Below are 17,848 nucleotides of genomic sequence, written 5' to 3'. Positions count from 1 at the left end.
GTCAGCCTCCCAATCGACGCAGCAGATCGACCGATGGCTTGCCGGTGACAGGCAGGCCGTTCGCACGCTGATAGCCACTGATCGCGGCTTCGGAGTTCTTACCGATCACCCCATCCGCGCCCTGCGTATCATACCCGGCGGCAGTCAGACGGCGCTGTAGCTCCTTCCGATCCTCTAACGTCAACCCGTTTTCATCCGGCCCGAACGAGGCCTGAAACGGTGCACCCCCCGCAATCCGGTCCGACAGGTGGCCTACACCAATCGCGTAGCTGTCCGAGTTGTTATAGCGCTTGATGACCTGAAAGTTGCGGAACACAGCGATGCGCGGTCCGGGCGTCTGCGGTTGCAACACCGCAACAGGTGTGCCGGACACCGTGCCGGCCTCACCTCCCCAGGGCTGCCCACGCACCCAACCCGCCCGCGCCAGATAGGCGGCTGTCGAAGCCAGAGAATCCGTGGGATCCTCAGACCAGATATCGCGCCGCCCATCGCCTGTGAAATCCACTGCATAGGCCAGATAAGAGGTCGGGATGAATTGCGTATGCCCCATGGCACCCGCCCAGCTGCCGGTCATATTGGCGGGCGATGTGTCGCCCTCCTGAATAATCCGCAGCGCGGCCACCAGTTGCTTTTCAAAGAATGCCCCGCGCCGCCCGTCATAGGCCAGAGTTGAGGTCGCCGAGATCACCGGCACGTCGCCGCGCCGCGCGCCATATCGGCTCTCCAGCCCCCAAACGGCGACAACCACCTCTTTGTCGACACCATACTTGGCTTCGATCTGTGACAGGGTTCCCGCGTGGCGCACCAACATCTGCTTGCCAGTGCTGATCCGTTCGTCCGAGGCGGCGATAGCCAGATAATCTTCAAGCGAGCGTTTGAATTCGACCTGATTGCGGTCGCGCTCGATAACGTCGGGCAGATAACCCGCGCCCTGAAAGGCACGATTGAGCGTGGTCTGCGAAATACCCTGAGAGGCGGCTCGGCCCTTGAAGCCAGCAACCCAGGCATCCCAACCTGCGTTAGGCACGGCACGCATGCGGCTCGCGGGGGCAGAGCTTGGAGCGCTGCCTCCTGAACAGGCGGCCAGAAGGCTTGCCCCAAGCCCAGCGGAGAATGTTCGACGATTGATCATGATTGAAATCTGCTCTTGTTGTGATTTGCAATCAGGATAACGCAGCCCGACCATCCAGACCAGCAGAGCTATGCCTCAAATGAGCAGGTCAGGGCGATGGGCAACAAGCCGCTCAGGTCACCAGCAGGCGTAGCCCCTGCGTCACATCCGAACGCACTGCCAGCCGAAGCCCGGGTTCATCCCCGGCCTTGAGTGCCGCAATAATCAGGCGGTGATAATGGGGAGGCTCGGTGCGTCTGAGCCGCCCATAGAGGGCGCGCATTGTTGGTCCCAGTTGCAGCCAGACGGTCTCGGCAATCGCCAGCATCGCCGGGGCCTGCGCGCGCAGATACAGGGTACGATGGAACTCGAGATTCGAGCGGATATAGCCCACTGCATCCCGCTTAGTGACCATTTCGGCCACATTCATGTTGATGCTTTGCAACCGGTCAATCAATGCCATATGGGCGCGCGGCAAGGCGCGACTGGCAAGCTCCACCTCAAGCAATGCGCGCAGCGCAGCCAGTTCTTCGATCCGGTCATTGGTCAATTCCGGTGTCGACACCCGGCCGGAGGTGGACAGGAACAGAGCACCTTCCGCCGCCAACCGTCGCACAGCCTCGCGCGCGGGGGTCATTGAGACGCCAAACTCCTTGCCGATACCGCGCAAGGTCAACGCCTGCCCGGGAGCGATTTCGCCATGCATAATGCGCGAGCGCAGGGCGCGATAAACACGATCATGAGTAGCAGTGTGAGAGTCGGCAGTACGTGTGGTCAGCATGGGTTTATGTGATCACAAATCCTTCTCAGGTCAACTGCTGGCCTCGAATCGGTATCGATGCAGATGCGTGCCATGGTCGCGCAACCACCGGCGTGGCGCTTTGTAAGGGCCATAGATCCGCTCGACCTGCGCCCAGAAGGCAGGCGAGTGGTTCATCTCGGCCAGATGCGCCACCTCATGCGCGGCCACATAATGCAGCACTTCGGGTGGCGTAAGGATCAAACGCCACGAGAACATGAGGCCCCCCGCCGATGTGCACGACCCCCAGCGCGAGCGTGTATCGCGCAGCGTGAGGCTGCTATATGGCCGCTCCAGCATCGCGGAATAGTCGTCACACGCCCCGGTCAGCCGATCCCGGGCAAGCTCTTTCAGGAAACGGGCAAGACGCCGGGCCTCGGCGCCCTTGGGAACGGCGATTTCCGTCTCTCGCAGCTGCACCCGGCGGCCCGAGGCGGGAACGATTCGTCGTACAACCCCCTCAATGGGGAGCGATTGCCCGAATTGCACAATGGCAGGCTCCGGCCGATCCTGCAGGTGCCCTCGGATCCAGCCCTCTTTTTGCTGCGCAAAGCTCAACGCCTCATCTTCGGCGACCCCGGTCGGATAGGTCAACGTAACCCGCCCATCCAGTTGGGAAATCCGCAAACTGATCCGCCGCGCACGCGCCGATTTGCGCAATGTCAGCGGTACAGGGGGCGTTCCCGGCAATGCGTGTCGCCCCATGGGCCGATCTCCTTCGCGCAAAGGCTTTGACAGTCCCTGCCGCTTGTGGCAGGTGACCTGAATCATTGATGAGATTCACCTGATATCAAGGGGATTTGATATGCCCAAGGAAGAATGGGGCGTAAAGCGTGTTTGCCCGACCACTGGCAAACGCTTTTATGACCTGAACAAGGACCCGATCGTCAGCCCCTATACAGGCGAGATCGTGGAACTGGATACCGGCAAAAGCCGGATGATCGCTGCGGATGCGGAAGATGCAGCATCGGTCAAGGCGCGCGAAGCGACATCGGATGACGATATCGTTCTGGACGATGACGCCGATGTGGATGTCGAACTGGACGATGATCTGCTGGATGATGAGGACGACGGCGATAACGTTTCGCTGGACGACATCAAGGATATGTCGTCGGACGACGAAAGCTGACAGACCTCGGGGCGGCCTATGCCGCCTCGTCCCAGTCCTAAATACCCAGCGAAACTTTTTCGCCTATTCTGTTATTAGGGCTTGAACTCACTTGCGACGTCTCATAAACGTCCGTCCACCGCCGAGGCGGTACCTGTATGGGGCCTTAGCTCAGTTGGGAGAGCGCTTGCATGGCATGCAAGAGGTCAGGGGTTCGACTCCCCTAGGCTCCACCAAAACCTAACCATACAACTAGATAGCAAGCATCAGAGCGGTGTGACACACAGGTGTGACACAAAATGAAGCTGCATGCGTATCTCTCGCTATCCAGACACGGCATCTATTAATTCCGTTGACCTCAAGCGTGTCAGGTCAGCGTCCCTTCACTCGGTGAGCCCTACTCTTCAAAACGTTACCGCAATCCACATAGCGGAAATGCTAAGTCTCTCCTGAGCCTTCGGGAGACTTTCATGATCAAATCGCTTCTCACGCTTGCAGCCATTCTTCTCGCCGCCAACGTCGCGTCGGCCGAAACGGTGCGGTTCAAGGCCTCCGACGGGATTATCGTAACCGCAGATTTCCAAAAGCCCGAAAAAGCCTATGGTACCATTCTCGTGCTTTATCACATGGCTGGAGCAAGCCGCGGCGAATACTCTGATATCGCCAAGCGGTTGAACGGGCTTGGCTACGCGACGCTTGCAGTCGACCAGCGCTCAGGCGGCAAATTCAACGGGGTGGAAAACGAAACCGCCGCCAAGGCGGGGGGCAATGTTGCCTATGACAGCGCCATCCCCGACATGCAGGCCGCAGCTACATGGGCGCGAAACAACGCTGGTGCACAAAAAGTCGGCGTGCTCGGCTCTTCTTATTCCGCCGGCCTAGTCCTCGTCTTGGCCGCGGATAACGATAATTTTGCCGACGCCGTTATGGCGTTTTCCCCCGGCGAATATTTCGGCAGCAATAATTACGTTTCAAAACGGCTCGAAAAGCTGAAGGCGCCGGTCTTTCTGACCTCGGCCAGCAATGAGACTGGTCAGTGGAGACCTTTCGAAGCAAAAATAACTGGCCCTGTCACAGGGTTTGAACCAAAGGGCCGCGGACGTCATGGTGCGTCGGCGCTCGTGAGTGGTGACGGGGCGGAATACTGGGAGGCCCTAACCGGTTTCCTGGACACGCATTTGCCTCCAGGCTGAGAAAACCCGCCCTTCACGCCGGGGCACCAAGTCGACGGCACCGGAACACAATAAAAGTGTTGTTTCAGTTCTCCTGAGAAAACAACTCCGCTTGGGGGTGCGCATCCACTTCCTTCAACATTTTCAGAACTTCAGCTCTCCAGCCCGCCATTATCTTCAGAGCCAATTGAGACGGGGGGCGATGTTCCGGTTTCAGGATCGCGTACTCATATCTGAGTGGTTTTTCAAAAGGAACGAACACAACTTTTTTGTTGGACAGATTCAGTTCCCGTTCCGTCGCGACAGTCAATGGATCGACGATGCTGCAACACTGACCGGAACTGACAAAAGGAACAAGCGGAATGAAATACTGGCAAGTCACTGTCGGGTTGTAGTCCACGGAGATATCCTGAAATTCCTGCCGGATCTTTTGTTGAAAGGGATGGGTGGCATATAGCCCGCCCATCGGAACCCCATCCAAATCCTCGATGGTGATGTATTCGCGCGTCGCCAACGGGTTCTCTCGGTCCACGGCAAAGAAGCAATCCGCCCGGATTAATTCGGCCTTATATTGGGGCTCCTTCCCGGCCGAGTGTTCGAAATCTGCAAATCCGAAATCGATATTCTGTGTTCCTGCAAGTTCCATGATCTGGGGCGAGCTACGAGTGGACAGCGTGATGCGTATCTCGGGGTTTTCCGCGACCGACTGGCTGATGAACCGTGGGAAGAGAAAAGCCGACGGTCCAGGCATGGTGGCAATGTTGAGGCTACCCGAATGGCCCTTGATCAGTCCTTCCATCGTGTTCGAGATCGTTGCGAGGCGGTCAAGGATACCGGTTGTTTCCGCCAAGAGGTAATGCGCTTCGGGTACCGGCACCAATCGGCGCCCGTGCCGTTCGAACAAGGTCAGCCCCAATGACTTCTCCAGGTTTTTCAGCGCCAAGCTGATGGCTGGTTGGGTGCGGTTCAGTTTCTTAGCCGTTTGCGAGATGGAGCCGGTTTCCATCACCTCGCGGAACACGGCGAGTTGGGTCAGGTTCATATTCAATATATAAGATAAACTTTAGTATAGTGAAATATAACAAATTTGTATTTATGCGAATTGTCTCTACGCTTTCAGGATCAGAATTCGGGCGAACCGAATCCAACGAACCAACTACGGAGACGATGATGAAACTAGTGAAATGCCTGACTGGCCTGGCTCTGGCTGGCGCACTGGCCGCACCGGCGCTGGCGCAGGACCCGACCTTTTTCCGCATCGGCACAGGTGGTGCCGGTGGAACCTATTTCCCCATTGGCGGCACCATCGCCAACGGTATCTCAGCCCCTCCGGGCTCGCGCCCCTGCGAAGAGGGTGGCCAGTGCGGTGTGCCCGGCCTGATTGCCATCGCGCAATCCACCACGGCCTCGGTCTTCAACAATGCTGCCGTACAAAACGGCGAGCTTGAGGCCGGTCTGGCCGCAGCCGACGTCACCCGCTCGATGTATCTGGGCGAGGGCAAATTCGACGGCAAACCCCATCCCAAGCTGCGCATCGTGGCCAACCTGTTCCCGGAAGATCTGCATCTGGTGCTGCCCGCGGGCGCGACGATTGGTGATCTGGGCGACCTGGAGGGCAAACGCGTCGGCATCGCGCAGGCTGGTTCAGGTACGCAGGTTGCCGTACTGCAGATGCTCGAAGCCTGGGGCGTCAATCGCGACAACATGGATGAAGCCGAACTGAACAATAGCCAAAGCGCCGAGCGTCTGGCCGATGGTCAGCTGGACGCCTATTTCTATGCTGCAGGCTGGCCGGTCGCCGCGATGGTGCAGCTGTCCTCGACCAAGGGCATGAACCTGCACTCGTTCAGCGACGAGGATCTGGCGAAGATCAACGAGATCATTCCGGCCTATATCCCCTCGGCTATTCCGGGTGGCGTCTATGAAGGCATCGATGCCGAAACCAAGACCCCGGCGGTGAGCGCCATGCTGGTTGTCTCCTCGGATCTATCCGAAGATCTGGTCTATCAGCTGACCAAAGCCCTGTGGAACGACAACACCCGCAAGCTGCTGGATAATGGCCATGCCAAGGGTAAGCAGATCACAGCTGATACAGCGCTGGACGGTGTCGAAGCGCTGGGTGTGCCGCTGCATCCGGGGGCGGAGAAGTTCTATAAAGAAGCTGGGCTTCTTCAGTAATCGCATCTCACTGACATCTGTCGTCGGTGCCCCTGCGCGGGGCACCGCACTCTGGACTCATGCGAAATCGGGGGGCCATCATGTCCGACACCCAGAAACTTGATGACCACGAACTGACAGCCGAGGAACTGGCGGCCATCGAAGAGCAGTTCGACGAAGGTGCTGCCGTCCGGCAGGTCACTCCCACGGCGGGCAAGGTGCTGCGCGTCGTTGCCCTGATCTTTGCATTCTACGAATTCTTTACAGCTGGTTTCGGCCTGCCCGCCGACCACTGGCATATGGGTATCTATCTGGCCCTGCTGTTCATTCTGGTCTACGCCACCATCCCGATTATCGGTGCCAAAAGCCTGTATGCCCTAAAGGTCAGTCGCTTCCGCATCGGCAATGTCCCCTTCTACGATCTGGTCTTCATGGGGTTCGGCATTGTAGCAGCCCTGTATGTCGGCTTCGCCTGGCGCGGCATCCCGTTTCTGGGGATTGAGGAGCAGACCTTCCGTATGGGGAACCCAAATGGCTATGACGTGTTCCTTGGCGTGGTCATCATCCTGCTGGTGCTGGACATCGCCCGCCGCACGCTGGGCTGGGTGCTGCCGCTGATCATCTGTGTGTTCATCTCTTACGCTCTGCTCGGGCCGTATTTCCCGGGCTTGCTGCAGCATCCGGGCGTGAACTTCAAAACCTTCGTGTCGTCGATGTATTTCCCGCAGGAAGGCATCTATGGCGTCACGCTTTGGGTGGTTTCCACCATTGTCTTTCACTTTGTCCTGTTCGGCGTCATCGCGCAACGCACCGGGTTGGGGCAGCTGTTCATCGACAATGCCACCATTCTTGCGGGCCGCTATACCGGTGGCCCCGCGAAGGTATCGGTGGTGTCTTCCGCATTCTTCGGCACCATCTCAGGCTCGTCCGTCGCCAATACCGTTTCGACCGGCGCGCTGACCATTCCGAACATGAAACGTCTGGGCTACCCCGGCCATTTCGCAGGCGGGGTCGAGGCCGCGTCTTCGGCAGGCGGGCAGATCACGCCGCCGATCATGGGGGCTGCGGCCTTCATCATGGCCGAGTTCCTTGAGGTGCCATATACCACCATCGTGATCGCGGCGATCTTCCCCGCGATCCTGCACTATGTCGGAGTCTTTGCCGTGGTGCACCTGATGGCGCGCAAGCTCAACCTGCAAGGTCTGGCAAAAGAGCAACTGCCACAGCTCAAAGCCGTCTGGGCTGAAGGCTGGGCCAATATCGTACCGTTGATCGGTCTGCTGGTGGTTCTGTTCACGGGCTACACGCCCTTCATGTCGGCCTTCTGCGGTATTTCACTGGCAGTCATCGCCGGTATGTCGCGCATTAAACAGCCACCAACGTTGATCTACGCGGCAGCCTTTCTGGCCTTTGTACTGTGGAAGTTCTCAGACGGCGGGTTTGATCTGACCATGACCGCGATCCTGTGCGGTCTGTCCGTCATCGCCACGCTGAACCCGCAGAAACGTATCGAAGTGCCCGAGATGCTGCAGGCGGTCGAGTTGGGCGTGAAATACTCTCTGGCCGTAGGCGCCGCAGCCGCTGCGGTTGGCATCGTCGTGGGCGTGATCAACACCACCGGCATCGGCTTCCGCATCGGCTTCATGGTGACGCAAGGCGCGGGCAATCTGGCGTCGGATCTTTATAACATGATCTCGTTCGGCAGTTTTCAGCTGTTTGCCATGGAAGACCTGCAACTTTTCATCTCGTTGGTCTTCATCGCCATCGTCTGCATCCTGATGGGGGCGGGTATCCCAACCACGGCTCTCTACATCATGCTGGTTTCGGTCGCACAACCTGCACTGGCACAGCTGGGCGTTCCACCCATCGCCAGCCACCTGTTCGTTCTCTACTATGGAGTGGTGTCCGAGATCACGCCTCCGGTCTGCACATCGGCCTATGCGGCAGCGGCGATTGCCAATTCCAACCCGTTCCGAACCGGTTTGTCCGCCTTCACACTTGGGTTGGGCAAGGTGATTGCACCCATGGCTTTCGTCTATGCTCCGGTTTTGCTGTTCGTGTCTTCGACCGGGTTCAATCTGTGGGAATTCACCTACACCGCTACCAGTTGCATCGCTGGTGTCATTGCACTGTCCGCTGCTGTCGTCGGCTACTGGTTAAAACCGCTGAACATTGCGTCGCGGATTCTGATGGCCATCGCCGGTGTGATCTTTGTGGCACCATCACTGATGGCGGACCTGATCGCACTGGCCGTCGCCTCGCCGGTCATTGTCACCCAGTTGATCGGCCGTAACAGAAGCCCTTCGCCGGCCTGATACGATGACAGAACAAGTCACCATCATCGGCGCGGGGATCGTCGGAATTTGCTGCGCCCTGTCACTGCAGGAACGCGGTATCCCGGTTAGGCTCGTCGATCGAGGCGAGCCCGGACAGGAAACGTCGTTCGGGAACGCGGGCGTCGTGTCCCCGTGGTCGATCATCCCACAAGCGGTTCCGGGCATCTGGAAGAAACTTCCGCAGATGTTGATGGACCCCAAAAGTGCGCTCTCAGTCCGACCTGCCTTCTGGCCTAAGATGATCCCATGGGGCATGCGGTTTCTGAGCAATTCCGGCGAAAAGACCGTGCGCGAGGTCTCGGACGCGATGGAGCTTTTATGCCGACCGTCCATCGATCTGTATCGCAGGCATCTGCGCGGCACCGGGCACGAAGACCTGATCGCTGACAGCTACTACGTTCACGCATTCCGCCGTCCCGAACAGGCCAATCTGGATGGGCTGGACTATTTGATCCGGCGGGAAAAAGGCGGTGATCTTGAGCGGATAGATGGCATTGAATTGCGAAGGCTCGAACCTGCGCTGACGGATGCGTTCAAAGCCGCGATTGTGATCAAAGGACAGGCGCGGGTGACTTCGCCGGGACGTATGGGGGCGGTTCTGGCCGACAAGGCCCGCAGGCAAGGCGCTGAAATCTTACGAACCGAGGTCACCGGGCTGACGCGCGACATAGACAGCGGCTGGCAGATCGCTACCGGGCAAGGAACATTGTACGCCCGGCATGTCATACTGGCAGCCGGAGTGTGGTCGGTCGATCTGCTGAAACCACTGGGCTTGACCGTCCCTCTCGTCGCCGAGCGCGGCTATCATGTCGAATTTCCGGCCGCCTCAGTCAGTCTGAACAACTCAATCATGGATGTGGATGCAAAAGTGGTCGCCAGTTCGATGCAAGGCGGTCTGCGGGTCGCCGGCACCGCCGAATTCGCAAGCATAGATGCCCCTGCCGATCCGCGCAAAAAGAAGATCCTGACCGATCAGGCCAAATCCATGGTTCCAGACCTTGATACCGGCCAAGCGCAATTCTGGATGGGACGACGCCCCTCCTTTCCCGACAGCTTGCCTGCGCTTGGGCAACTTGACGGCATGGACGGGCTCTTTGCAGCGTTCGGGCATTCTCATTACGGGCTGATGATGGCCCCGAAAACCGGTGAGCTTGTGGCCGATCTCGTGTCTGGTCGTAGCCCGAACGTCGATCTGGCCCCGTTTTCGGCGGCCCGGTTCTAACCTGCGATATCGAAAGGATTCGAACACCATGCCGATTTACAATGGCGGTCAGAATATCTGCGGTGCATCCATTGGTGTATTGTGCCTTGAAAGCTATTTTCCCAAGCCGCCCGGTCATATCAAAAACCCGTCCAGCCTGCCGTTTCCCGTGCTCTACGAGATGATAGACGGTATCACCGTCCCCACCCTGCTGAACAACCCAACGCCCGAGTTGCTGGCCCCACTGATCAAAGGCGTCCAACGGTTGGAGGCCGAAGGAGTGCGCGCGATCACCGGCAGCTGCGGTTTTCTGGCTCTGTTTCAAAAGGAACTCGCCGAAGCCGTTTCCGTGCCGGTCTTTGCCTCAAGTCTGATCCAGGTGCCGCTGGCTTATCATATGACAGGCGCAAGTGCTCCGGTCGGTGTGCTGACTGCAGATGCGTCCGCGCTGACACCACGCCATTTCGAAGGTGTCGGAGCAGCCAGTATCCCGGTCGCTGTGCAGGGCCTGGAGGATACAAGCGAATTCGCCGAAGTAATCCTGCGGAACACCCGCACCCGTATGGACACCGATCTGATCGAGGCCGAGGTTATGGACGCCGCCCGCCGCCTGAAACGTCAGGCACCGGATATTCGGTCTCTGGTGCTGGAATGTACCGACCTGCCCCCCTATGCGGCGCAAATTCAGGAGGAGCTTCAACTGCCTGTCTTCGACCTGACGACGCTTGCTCAGATGGCGCATTCCGTTGCGGTTCGCGGTCGCTATTCCGGGATTATGCCCTGGTCGTGATGACGCTGCATGACGTTGGCCGATCATTCGCTTCAACAAAACGGCATGGACCATGACCTGAAACTCTGGATACATCAGCAGACGTAAGAAGTGGCTGTGACCTTGGGAGTTTGAATTGACCGTAGAGTTGTACCTGCTGATGATCGCCATCTGTCTGGGCGCTATTCTGCAGGTCGGGATCGGTATCGGGTTCAGCATCGTTGCTGGCCCACCGATGATGATCCTTCTGGGTACGTCCACGGCCATTCCGGTTCTGCTGCTATTGAACACAATCGTTTCCGCAGTCGCCACGGATCGGCGCGTACTAACCCTGGAACGGCGGACAATCCTGACCGCGATCATAGGATGCCTTATCGGAATAGTCGTTGGCCTGGCGGTTTATCCGATGTTGAGCGAGGCTTTCGTGCTGGCCCTGACAGCCAGCCTTTTGCTGATCGGATTGGTCACAACGCTGATACCTCTTCACAAGGCAATCGGAACAACTGGCTTCACCTTCGTATCGGGCTTGTCCGGACTTGCGACTGTATGGGCCGCGACGCCTGGCCCTCTGATGGTGTTTGGTTTGATTGCAAAGGGACGATCGGCAAAGGACGTCGCCAAATTGGTCCAACCTATCGCACTGGTGGCTTATGGCGTCGCGTTTCTGCTGCACAGCTTACCCAACGTGCGAGCCGTTTCAGCAGACACGCAGGTAATGGGCTTTGCCGTGATCACGCTGATTGGCAGCTTATTGGGTCGCGTCATCGGTCCTTACCTGCCACAATCCCTCGTCAAGGCAGCCATTCGCGTGGTTTCGCTGATTGCCTGCTGTGTCCTTTTTCAACGTGCCTATGTGATGGCATAGTTTCGGTGGGTGGATCATGAACCATAACGACCTTCTGGCACGATTTCCGCGGGCTGATTTTATGTCCGGACCAACGCCACTGGAACGATTGGACAGGCTGTCTGCCGAGCTCGGAATTGAACTCTGGCTCAAACGCGACGACCTGACAGGGCTTGGGTTCGGAGGGAACAAGACACGGCAGCTCGAGTTCTATTTCGGCGATGCGCTCCGACAAGGTGCTGACACCGTTCTGATCACCGGCGCGGTTCAGTCCAACTATGTGCGCTCGGCGGCGGCGGCCGCCGCCCGACTGGGCATGCGATCCGTCCTGCAACTGGAAGAACGCGTTCCGGAAATGGGGCCGGATTATTACACGTCAGGTAACGTGATGCTCGCCAAAATCCTCGGGGCGGAGCATATGAGTTACCCTGAAGGAGAGGACGAAGCCGGCGCGGATGCAGCGCTCCATGCACGTGCAGAGGAACTGGCTGCACAGGGACGCAAACCCTATGTCATACATCTGGGGCTTCATCACCCGCCTCTGGGCGCGTTGGGTTACGTTGCTGCCGGTCTGGAATTGTATGAACAGATGCGCGACTTTGATGCGGTCGTAGTCCCCTCGGGCAGCGGAGCAACGCATGGCGGCCTATTGACAGGAATCGCACTGACAGGAAGCCCAGCCTCGATCTTTGGCGTATGCGTCCGACGAGACCGCAATCAACAAAGCGCACGGATGGAGATCGTACTGCAAAAACTGGCCGATCTTTTGGCCATAGAGCCGGAACCGTTACTCGAAAGGATACATGTCACCGATACCGCCCTGCCTCCGGGCTATGGCAAGATCAGTGACAAAACTCGGTCTGCGCTGGAGAAGATGGCCAGAACCGAAGGCATATTCCTCGACCCTGTTTATACTGCAAAGACCTTCTCCGGGTTGCTGGACTTGCTGGCGACGGAACAAATCAAACCCGGCCAGAAGGTTGTCATGCTGCACACCGGCGGGCTACCTGCACTATTTGGTTATCAAGGCGAGCTGGAATTCTGATGCCGGCCCCTGGATCCGAAGCTTCTGGCTAGTGCGTGAATAGGCTTGTTTCGCACTCTCAAAGCTTAAACCGGGCCCTGTCGTGCGACGCAAAGATGGGGCTGCATGTAGCCAAAGGCCAAACTTGTTCAAACGCATCTGGCCCAACCAAACAGGCTGGGCCAGACAGGCTCAAGTGAGTGGCGTTTATCAGTCGTAAAGAACGGCCGCGATCTTGGGATCGTCAATGTTTGATGCATCATAATAGTAGAAGCCCGTGTCGATCAGGTTCGGGACTTCTTCACCGTTCAGCGCAGCAACCGCAGCTTTCACGGTTTCATACCCGATACCCACGGGGTTCTGAGTGATTGCGCCGGCCATCAGGCCGCTCTTGATGGCATCTTTCTGCGCTTTGCCGCTGTCATAGCCGATGATGACCAACCCTTCGGTACCCAGTTCTTGCACCCCGTTCACCACGCCGATGGCCGAGCCCTCGTTGGTGCCGAAAATACCATTCAGGTCCGGGTTCGCGGTCAGGATCGCCTTGGTCACCTCTGTAGATTTCAGGTGATCGCCCTGTCCATACTGAACCGTGACAACTTCGATATCCGGGTACTTTTCGGCCATCCGATTCACAAAGCCATCGCGGCGATCAATACCTGTACGGCTGGTCTGGTCATGTGCCACGACGGCGACCTTACCCTTGCCGCCGATTTTCTCGGCCATCTTGTCCGCCGCCAGACCGGCCGCAGCCAGGTTGTCGGTGGTCGCGGTTGAAAGGGGGATATCGCTGTCGACACCGCTGTCGAAGGCGATGACCGGAATACCCTTTTCATTGGCCTGTTTCAGAAGCGGGATCGCGGCCTGGCTGTCCAATGCAGCAAATCCGATAGCCTTGGGATTGTTGGCCAAGGCAGCAGCCAGCATGTCGATCTGGCGGTCGACCATTGTTTCGTTGTCCGGGCCTTCGAAGGTGATGGTGACGTTGAATTCGTCCGCCGCCTGTTCAGCCCCGGACTTCACCGCCTGCCAGAACTGGTGCTGGAAACCTTTGGATACCAGCGGGATGTAAATGTCTTCTGCAGCCGCCATCGAGGCGGGGCCTGCCAGGGTTGCCGCACTCAGCGCCCCCAGAATGAAACGACGTGATAACATGATTTCTCCTCCAGTTGGTCGTTTTGGTCTTTCGTTATGCCTTTTGATCAACCCGTTTTCTTGCGCCGCGCCATGTCGGCATAGACGGCCAGAATAATGATCGCGCCGGTGACAACGGTCTGCCATTCCTGCGCGACGGACAGCACACGCAGACCGTTTGTCAGCACGGCCATGATCAGGGCTCCGATCAGAGTTCCCAGAATGGTGCCGCGTCCGCCGGACAGGGACGTGCCCCCGATGACAACAGCAGCGATGGCCTCCAGCTCGTAGCCCAGGCCCAGCGCGGGTTGCGCAGAATTCAGGCGCGAGGCGATGAGGATACCGGCAATGCCACAGATGGCTCCGGCCAGCGCATAGATGCGCATCTTCCACATGTCGGTGTTCACCCCCGACAGGCGCACCGCCTCTTCGTTCGATCCCAGCGCAAAGGTATACCGCCCCAGCACCGTGCGCCCCAGAATGTACGAGGCCGCGATGGCCACCAGGAACAGGATCAGCACTCCATTGGGGATGGGCAAGGCAGGAAAAACCTCTCCGATCAGCGACCCGCGCGAAATCTGGTCAAAGCCCGGCGTGTCGTTGAAATAGATCGGCCGCGTGCCCGAGATCACCAGCGACATGCCCTTGAGGATTAGCATCATGCCCAAAGTCGCAATGAAGGGCGGGATCTTCATCTTGGCCACAAACGTGCCCGAGCACAGACCGCAAAGCGCCCCCGCCGCGATGGCCGCTGCGACACCCAAAAGCAAGGGCATCCCCAGATAGGTCAGAACAACGCCGGCGATCACCGCACAGAAGGTCATCAATGTGCCCAGCGACAGGTCGATCCCGCCGGTAATGATGATCAGCGTCGCAGCCACGGCCAGCACCCCATTGACCGAGGTCGCCTGCAGGATCGCAATCATGTTCGAGGTCTGCATGAAATTCGGCGACGCAATCGAGAAGCCGATCAGCAGGGCGATCAAACTCGCGAACGCCAGCAGTTTTTGATAGGCACCGCTTTCCGACAGGCCCGCGAGGGGTTTCTTCTTGTCGATATCCGTAGCTGTGGTCATTGGACTGTCCCTGTTACCTGCATCGCCGCCGCGCGCTGCGTGGCCAGATGCATGATGTCTTCTTGAGTGGTGTCTTTTCCGCCGGGTAGAATGCCGGTCAGTCGGCCCTCGCACATCACGGCAATGCGATGGCTGAGGCGCATGATTTCTGGCAGTTCAGACGAGATCACGATGATCGTCTTGCCCTGCTCGGCCAGCTCTTCCAGTAGTTTATAAATCTCGGATTTCGCGCCCACGTCGATGCCGCGGGTGGGTTCATCGAAGATCAGGATGTCGCAATCGCGCAGCAGCCATTTTGCGATAACCACCTTTTGCTGATTGCCCCCGGACAGCAGCCTGACCTCCTGCACATCTGAAGGCGTGCGGATACCCAACTGCGCGATATAGCCCTTGGCCGTCGTGCTGACTTCACTGTCATTCAGAACGCCGCCCGTATTTGTGAACAGGTCCATCGAGGCCAGCGCGATGTTGTCCCGGACGTTCATTCCGGTGGCGAGGCCGAAGTGTTTGCGATCTTCGGACAGATACCCGATCCCAGCCTTCACCGCGTCGGTCGGCGATTTGATCGAGACCACCTGACCATGCACCCAGATTTCTCCGGCATCTTTTGGATCGGCACCGAAGATTGCCCGCGCAACTTCGGTTCGGCCGGCGCCCATCAGTCCGGCAAAGCCCAGTATTTCGCCCTTCTGAACCGAAAAACTGACATCCTGAATTTCCTTGCTGCGGCTCAGACCCGTGACTTGCAGCGAGACCTCGGCATCGCCCAGATCGGGCACGTCCAGAGGTTCCTCGTTCACCTCGCGCCCCACCATCATCGCGATGATCTGGCTGATCGGCGTTTCAGCGGCACCCACCGTGCCCACATATTCCCCATCGCGCATGACGGTTACCCGGTCGGCGATCTGCTTCAGCTCATCCATTTTATGGCTGATGTAAACGATGCCCACGCCTTCGGCCTTGAGGCGGCGGATGATCACGAACAGCTCGGCGATCTCGGCGTCATTCAACGCCGCCGTAGGTTCATCCATGATCAGCACTTTCGACCGGTAAGATAGTGCCTTGGCGATCTCGACCATCTGCTGTTTCGCGATGGTCAGACTGCCGACCAATGTTTTGGGGTCTAGCGACAGGTTCATTGAGGCAAAGATTTCGGCGGTCTGCGCGTTCAATGCAGCCTCATCCAGACGACCAAAGCTTTTGCGCGGTTCGCGCCCGATGAAGATATTCTGCGCAACGGTGAGATCGTTCATCAGGCTCAATTCCTGATGGATGATGCCAATACCCAGATCCTGCGCCTCACGCGGGGTGGTCGGGCTGACCGACTTGCCTTCGATTGCCAGATCACCACCGTCGCGCTGATAAATCCCTGAAAGGATTTTCATCAGCGTGCTTTTTCCGGCTCCGTTTTCGCCCATCAGTGCGTGAACCTCGCCCGGAAACAGATCGAACTGCACGGTTTTCAGCGCGTGCACACCGGGGAAGTGTTTATCAATCCCCGTCATGTCGACCAGTTTTGTCATTTCTCCTCCCATAAGCCCCTCTCCCCCAGGGCTACGCGATTACATCACCGCGCCGATTTGCCAGGGCACGAATTCGACGCCCCCAAAGCCAAGTTCCTCACTTTTGGTTTTCTCGCCCGAGGCGACACGGATGAGCATCTCGAACAGCTCTTCGCCCTTCGCCTCGATACTGACGCCGTCGGTAACGATGTCGCCGCAGTTCAGGTCCATGTCGTCTGCCATGCGGGCATACATTTCCGAGTTGGTGGATAGCTTGATACAAGGCGTGGGCTGATAGCCCGAGACCGAGCCGCGCCCGGTGGTAAACACAACCAGGTTCGCGCCCGAGGCCACCTGCCCGGTAACCGAGCAAGGATCAAAGCCGGGACTGTCCATGAAGACAAACCCGTGCTTGTCGACCTTCTCACCAAATTTGTAGACATCGCGCAGCGGCGCGGTACCACCCTTGGCGACAGCGCCCAACGATTTCTCCAGAATGGTGGTCAGCCCGCCGCGTTTGTTACCGGGGCTGGGGTTGTTGTCCATCTCACCGCCGTTGCGGGCTGTGTAATCTTCCCACCAATGGATGCGTTCGATCAGCTTCTCTCCAACCTCAACCGTCTCGGCCCGTCGGGTCAGAAGATGTTCAGCCCCGTAGATTTCCGAGGTTTCCGACAGGATCGTCGTACCGCCGTGACGCACCAGCAGATCCGAGGCGTATCCCAACGCGGGGTTTGCCGTGATCCCCGAATACCCATCGGAACCACCGCACTGCATACCCACGGTAATGGCGCTCACCGGCGCCGGGGCGCGCTCGGCCTGATCCGCGAGTTCAGCAATGCCCCGCAACTCTTCAAGCCCACGCTCGATGGTGCGGCGTGTTCCGCCCTCATTCTGAATGGTCATATAACGCAATGCGCCATCAGGACGAATTGGGCGGCCACCAACCAGATCGGCCACCTGCATCACCTCACAGCCCAATCCGATCAGAAGGATGCCGCCGAAATTCGGATGTTGAGCATACCCGGCCAGAGTACGGAACAGGGTGGCGTAACCCTCGTCCTTCCCCGACATCCCGCAGCCAGTGCCATGCACGATCGGGACCACACCATCGACATTTGGAAAGCCGTCCAAAAGCCCCGATTTCTCAGCCGCTTCGGCAATGAAGCGCGCCACGGAGCCCGAGCAATTCACGGTGGTCAGAATTCCGATGTAATTCCGTGTTCCCACTTTGCCGTCGGCACGGTGGTAGCCCGCGAATGTCCGCGCCTCAGCAATAGCTGGTAGCGGAGCGTTTGCGCTTGCATATGCATAATCCTGCTGATGCGCGCCCATGCCAAGGTTGTGCACATGCACATGCTCACCGGGGGCAATCCCGGATTTGGCCTGACCGATAATCTGACCATAGCGGATGATATTCTCACCGGGCTGAATGGGTGTGACGGCAATCTTGTGACCCCGTGCAACAGGCGCGATCAGGGGAACAGGCACAGACGCGGGGCGCTCACCTGCCTGCAGATCACGCAGCGCAATGACGACGTTGTCATGTGGGTTAAGCTTCACAACGTCGCGTACAGCGCCTTCAAGTATATTTGTGCCGCCTTGTGCTTGCATC

16 protein-coding genes and 1 tRNA gene are annotated in these 17,848 nt (G+C 58.3%); 9 read left to right on the top strand and 8 right to left on the bottom strand.

Annotated elements, in window-relative coordinates:
• Position 1: 1 nt before the first annotated feature.
• From ACR0NF_RS21065 to ACR0NF_RS21055, 3 genes are all read right to left on the bottom strand, one after another.
• Positions 2-1,132: a lytic murein transglycosylase gene (locus ACR0NF_RS21065; RefSeq protein ID WP_480471197.1), complete on the bottom strand. Its 1,131-nt coding sequence runs from the start codon at positions 1,130-1,132 to the stop codon at positions 2-4.
• 112 nt (positions 1,133-1,244) lie between these two features.
• Positions 1,245-1,892, bottom strand: a complete 648-nt coding sequence (locus ACR0NF_RS21060; RefSeq protein ID WP_480471198.1) for a GntR family transcriptional regulator — start codon at positions 1,890-1,892, stop codon at positions 1,245-1,247.
• Between the two features lie 30 nt (positions 1,893-1,922).
• Positions 1,923-2,615: a M48 family metallopeptidase gene (locus ACR0NF_RS21055; protein ID WP_480471199.1), complete on the bottom strand. Its 693-nt coding sequence runs from the start codon at positions 2,613-2,615 to the stop codon at positions 1,923-1,925.
• A 100-nt stretch (positions 2,616-2,715) separates the two neighbouring features.
• Here ACR0NF_RS21055 and ACR0NF_RS21050 point away from each other — a divergent pair, with 100 nt between their 5' ends.
• The 3 genes from ACR0NF_RS21050 (at position 2,716) to ACR0NF_RS21040 (ending at position 4,211) form a co-directional block, all read left to right on the top strand.
• The gene (locus tag ACR0NF_RS21050) at positions 2,716-3,039 is read left to right on the top strand and encodes a TIGR02300 family protein (protein ID WP_480471200.1); all 324 of its coding nucleotides are present in this window, start codon (positions 2,716-2,718) and stop codon (positions 3,037-3,039) included.
• 139 nt (positions 3,040-3,178) lie between these two features.
• Positions 3,179-3,254: transfer RNA gene (locus ACR0NF_RS21045), tRNA-Ala, on the top strand.
• A gap of 234 nt (positions 3,255-3,488) precedes the next feature.
• A complete protein-coding gene (locus ACR0NF_RS21040) occupies positions 3,489-4,211 on the top strand; it encodes an alpha/beta hydrolase (RefSeq protein WP_480471201.1) in 723 nt (240 codons plus the stop codon).
• A gap of 64 nt (positions 4,212-4,275) precedes the next feature.
• Here the strand turns inward: ACR0NF_RS21040 and ACR0NF_RS21035 are convergent, their stop codons facing one another.
• Positions 4,276-5,232, bottom strand: a complete 957-nt coding sequence (locus ACR0NF_RS21035; protein ID WP_480471202.1) for a LysR family transcriptional regulator — start codon at positions 5,230-5,232, stop codon at positions 4,276-4,278.
• A gap of 128 nt (positions 5,233-5,360) precedes the next feature.
• On the opposite strand from ACR0NF_RS21035, the gene ACR0NF_RS21030 reads away from it, so the two are divergent.
• The 6 genes from ACR0NF_RS21030 to ACR0NF_RS21005 all read left to right on the top strand — a co-directional run bounded on the left by ACR0NF_RS21030 (position 5,361) and on the right by ACR0NF_RS21005 (position 12,542).
• On the top strand, positions 5,361-6,368 hold the full coding sequence (locus ACR0NF_RS21030) for a TAXI family TRAP transporter solute-binding subunit (protein WP_480471203.1): 1,008 nt from the start codon (positions 5,361-5,363) through the stop codon (positions 6,366-6,368).
• Positions 6,369-6,448: 80 nt separating this feature from the next.
• Positions 6,449-8,662, top strand: coding sequence for a TRAP transporter permease (locus ACR0NF_RS21025; RefSeq protein ID WP_480778899.1), 2,214 nt, complete (start codon positions 6,449-6,451; stop codon positions 8,660-8,662).
• Between the two features lie 4 nt (positions 8,663-8,666).
• A complete protein-coding gene (locus tag ACR0NF_RS21020; protein ID WP_480667155.1) occupies positions 8,667-9,905 on the top strand; it encodes an NAD(P)/FAD-dependent oxidoreductase in 1,239 nt (412 codons plus the stop codon).
• A gap of 28 nt (positions 9,906-9,933) precedes the next feature.
• Entirely contained in the window at positions 9,934-10,674 is a 741-nt protein-coding gene (locus tag ACR0NF_RS21015) for an aspartate/glutamate racemase family protein (protein ID WP_480471206.1), read from the top strand.
• Between the two features lie 115 nt (positions 10,675-10,789).
• Positions 10,790-11,518 (top strand): TSUP family transporter, encoded by a 729-nt coding sequence (locus ACR0NF_RS21010; RefSeq protein ID WP_480778898.1) that lies wholly within the window; start codon positions 10,790-10,792, stop codon positions 11,516-11,518.
• 16 nt (positions 11,519-11,534) lie between these two features.
• Entirely contained in the window at positions 11,535-12,542 is a 1,008-nt protein-coding gene (locus ACR0NF_RS21005) for a D-cysteine desulfhydrase family protein (protein WP_480778897.1), read from the top strand.
• Positions 12,543-12,731: 189 nt separating this feature from the next.
• On the opposite strand, the gene ACR0NF_RS21000 is transcribed toward ACR0NF_RS21005, so the two are convergent.
• The 4 genes from ACR0NF_RS21000 to ACR0NF_RS20985 are packed head-to-tail and all read right to left on the bottom strand — an operon-like array spanning position 12,732 to position 17,847.
• A complete protein-coding gene (locus tag ACR0NF_RS21000; protein ID WP_480471209.1) occupies positions 12,732-13,676 on the bottom strand; it encodes a substrate-binding domain-containing protein in 945 nt (314 codons plus the stop codon).
• A 47-nt stretch (positions 13,677-13,723) separates the two neighbouring features.
• The gene (locus tag ACR0NF_RS20995; protein WP_170713290.1) at positions 13,724-14,731 is read right to left on the bottom strand and encodes an ABC transporter permease; all 1,008 of its coding nucleotides are present in this window, start codon (positions 14,729-14,731) and stop codon (positions 13,724-13,726) included.
• On the bottom strand, positions 14,728-16,254 hold the full coding sequence (locus tag ACR0NF_RS20990) for a sugar ABC transporter ATP-binding protein (protein WP_480778896.1): 1,527 nt from the start codon (positions 16,252-16,254) through the stop codon (positions 14,728-14,730). Before ACR0NF_RS20990 ends, ACR0NF_RS20995 begins: the two co-directional genes overlap by 4 nt.
• 39 nt (positions 16,255-16,293) lie before the next feature.
• Positions 16,294-17,847, bottom strand: coding sequence for a UxaA family hydrolase (locus tag ACR0NF_RS20985; protein ID WP_480778907.1), 1,554 nt, complete (start codon positions 17,845-17,847; stop codon positions 16,294-16,296).
• Position 17,848: the final 1 nt, after the last annotated feature.

The organism is Ruegeria sp. CF4 (genome assembly GCF_056537345.1).
The sequence above is the reverse complement of the archived record's forward strand: the minus strand, read 5'-3'. Positions and strand labels throughout refer to the sequence as shown.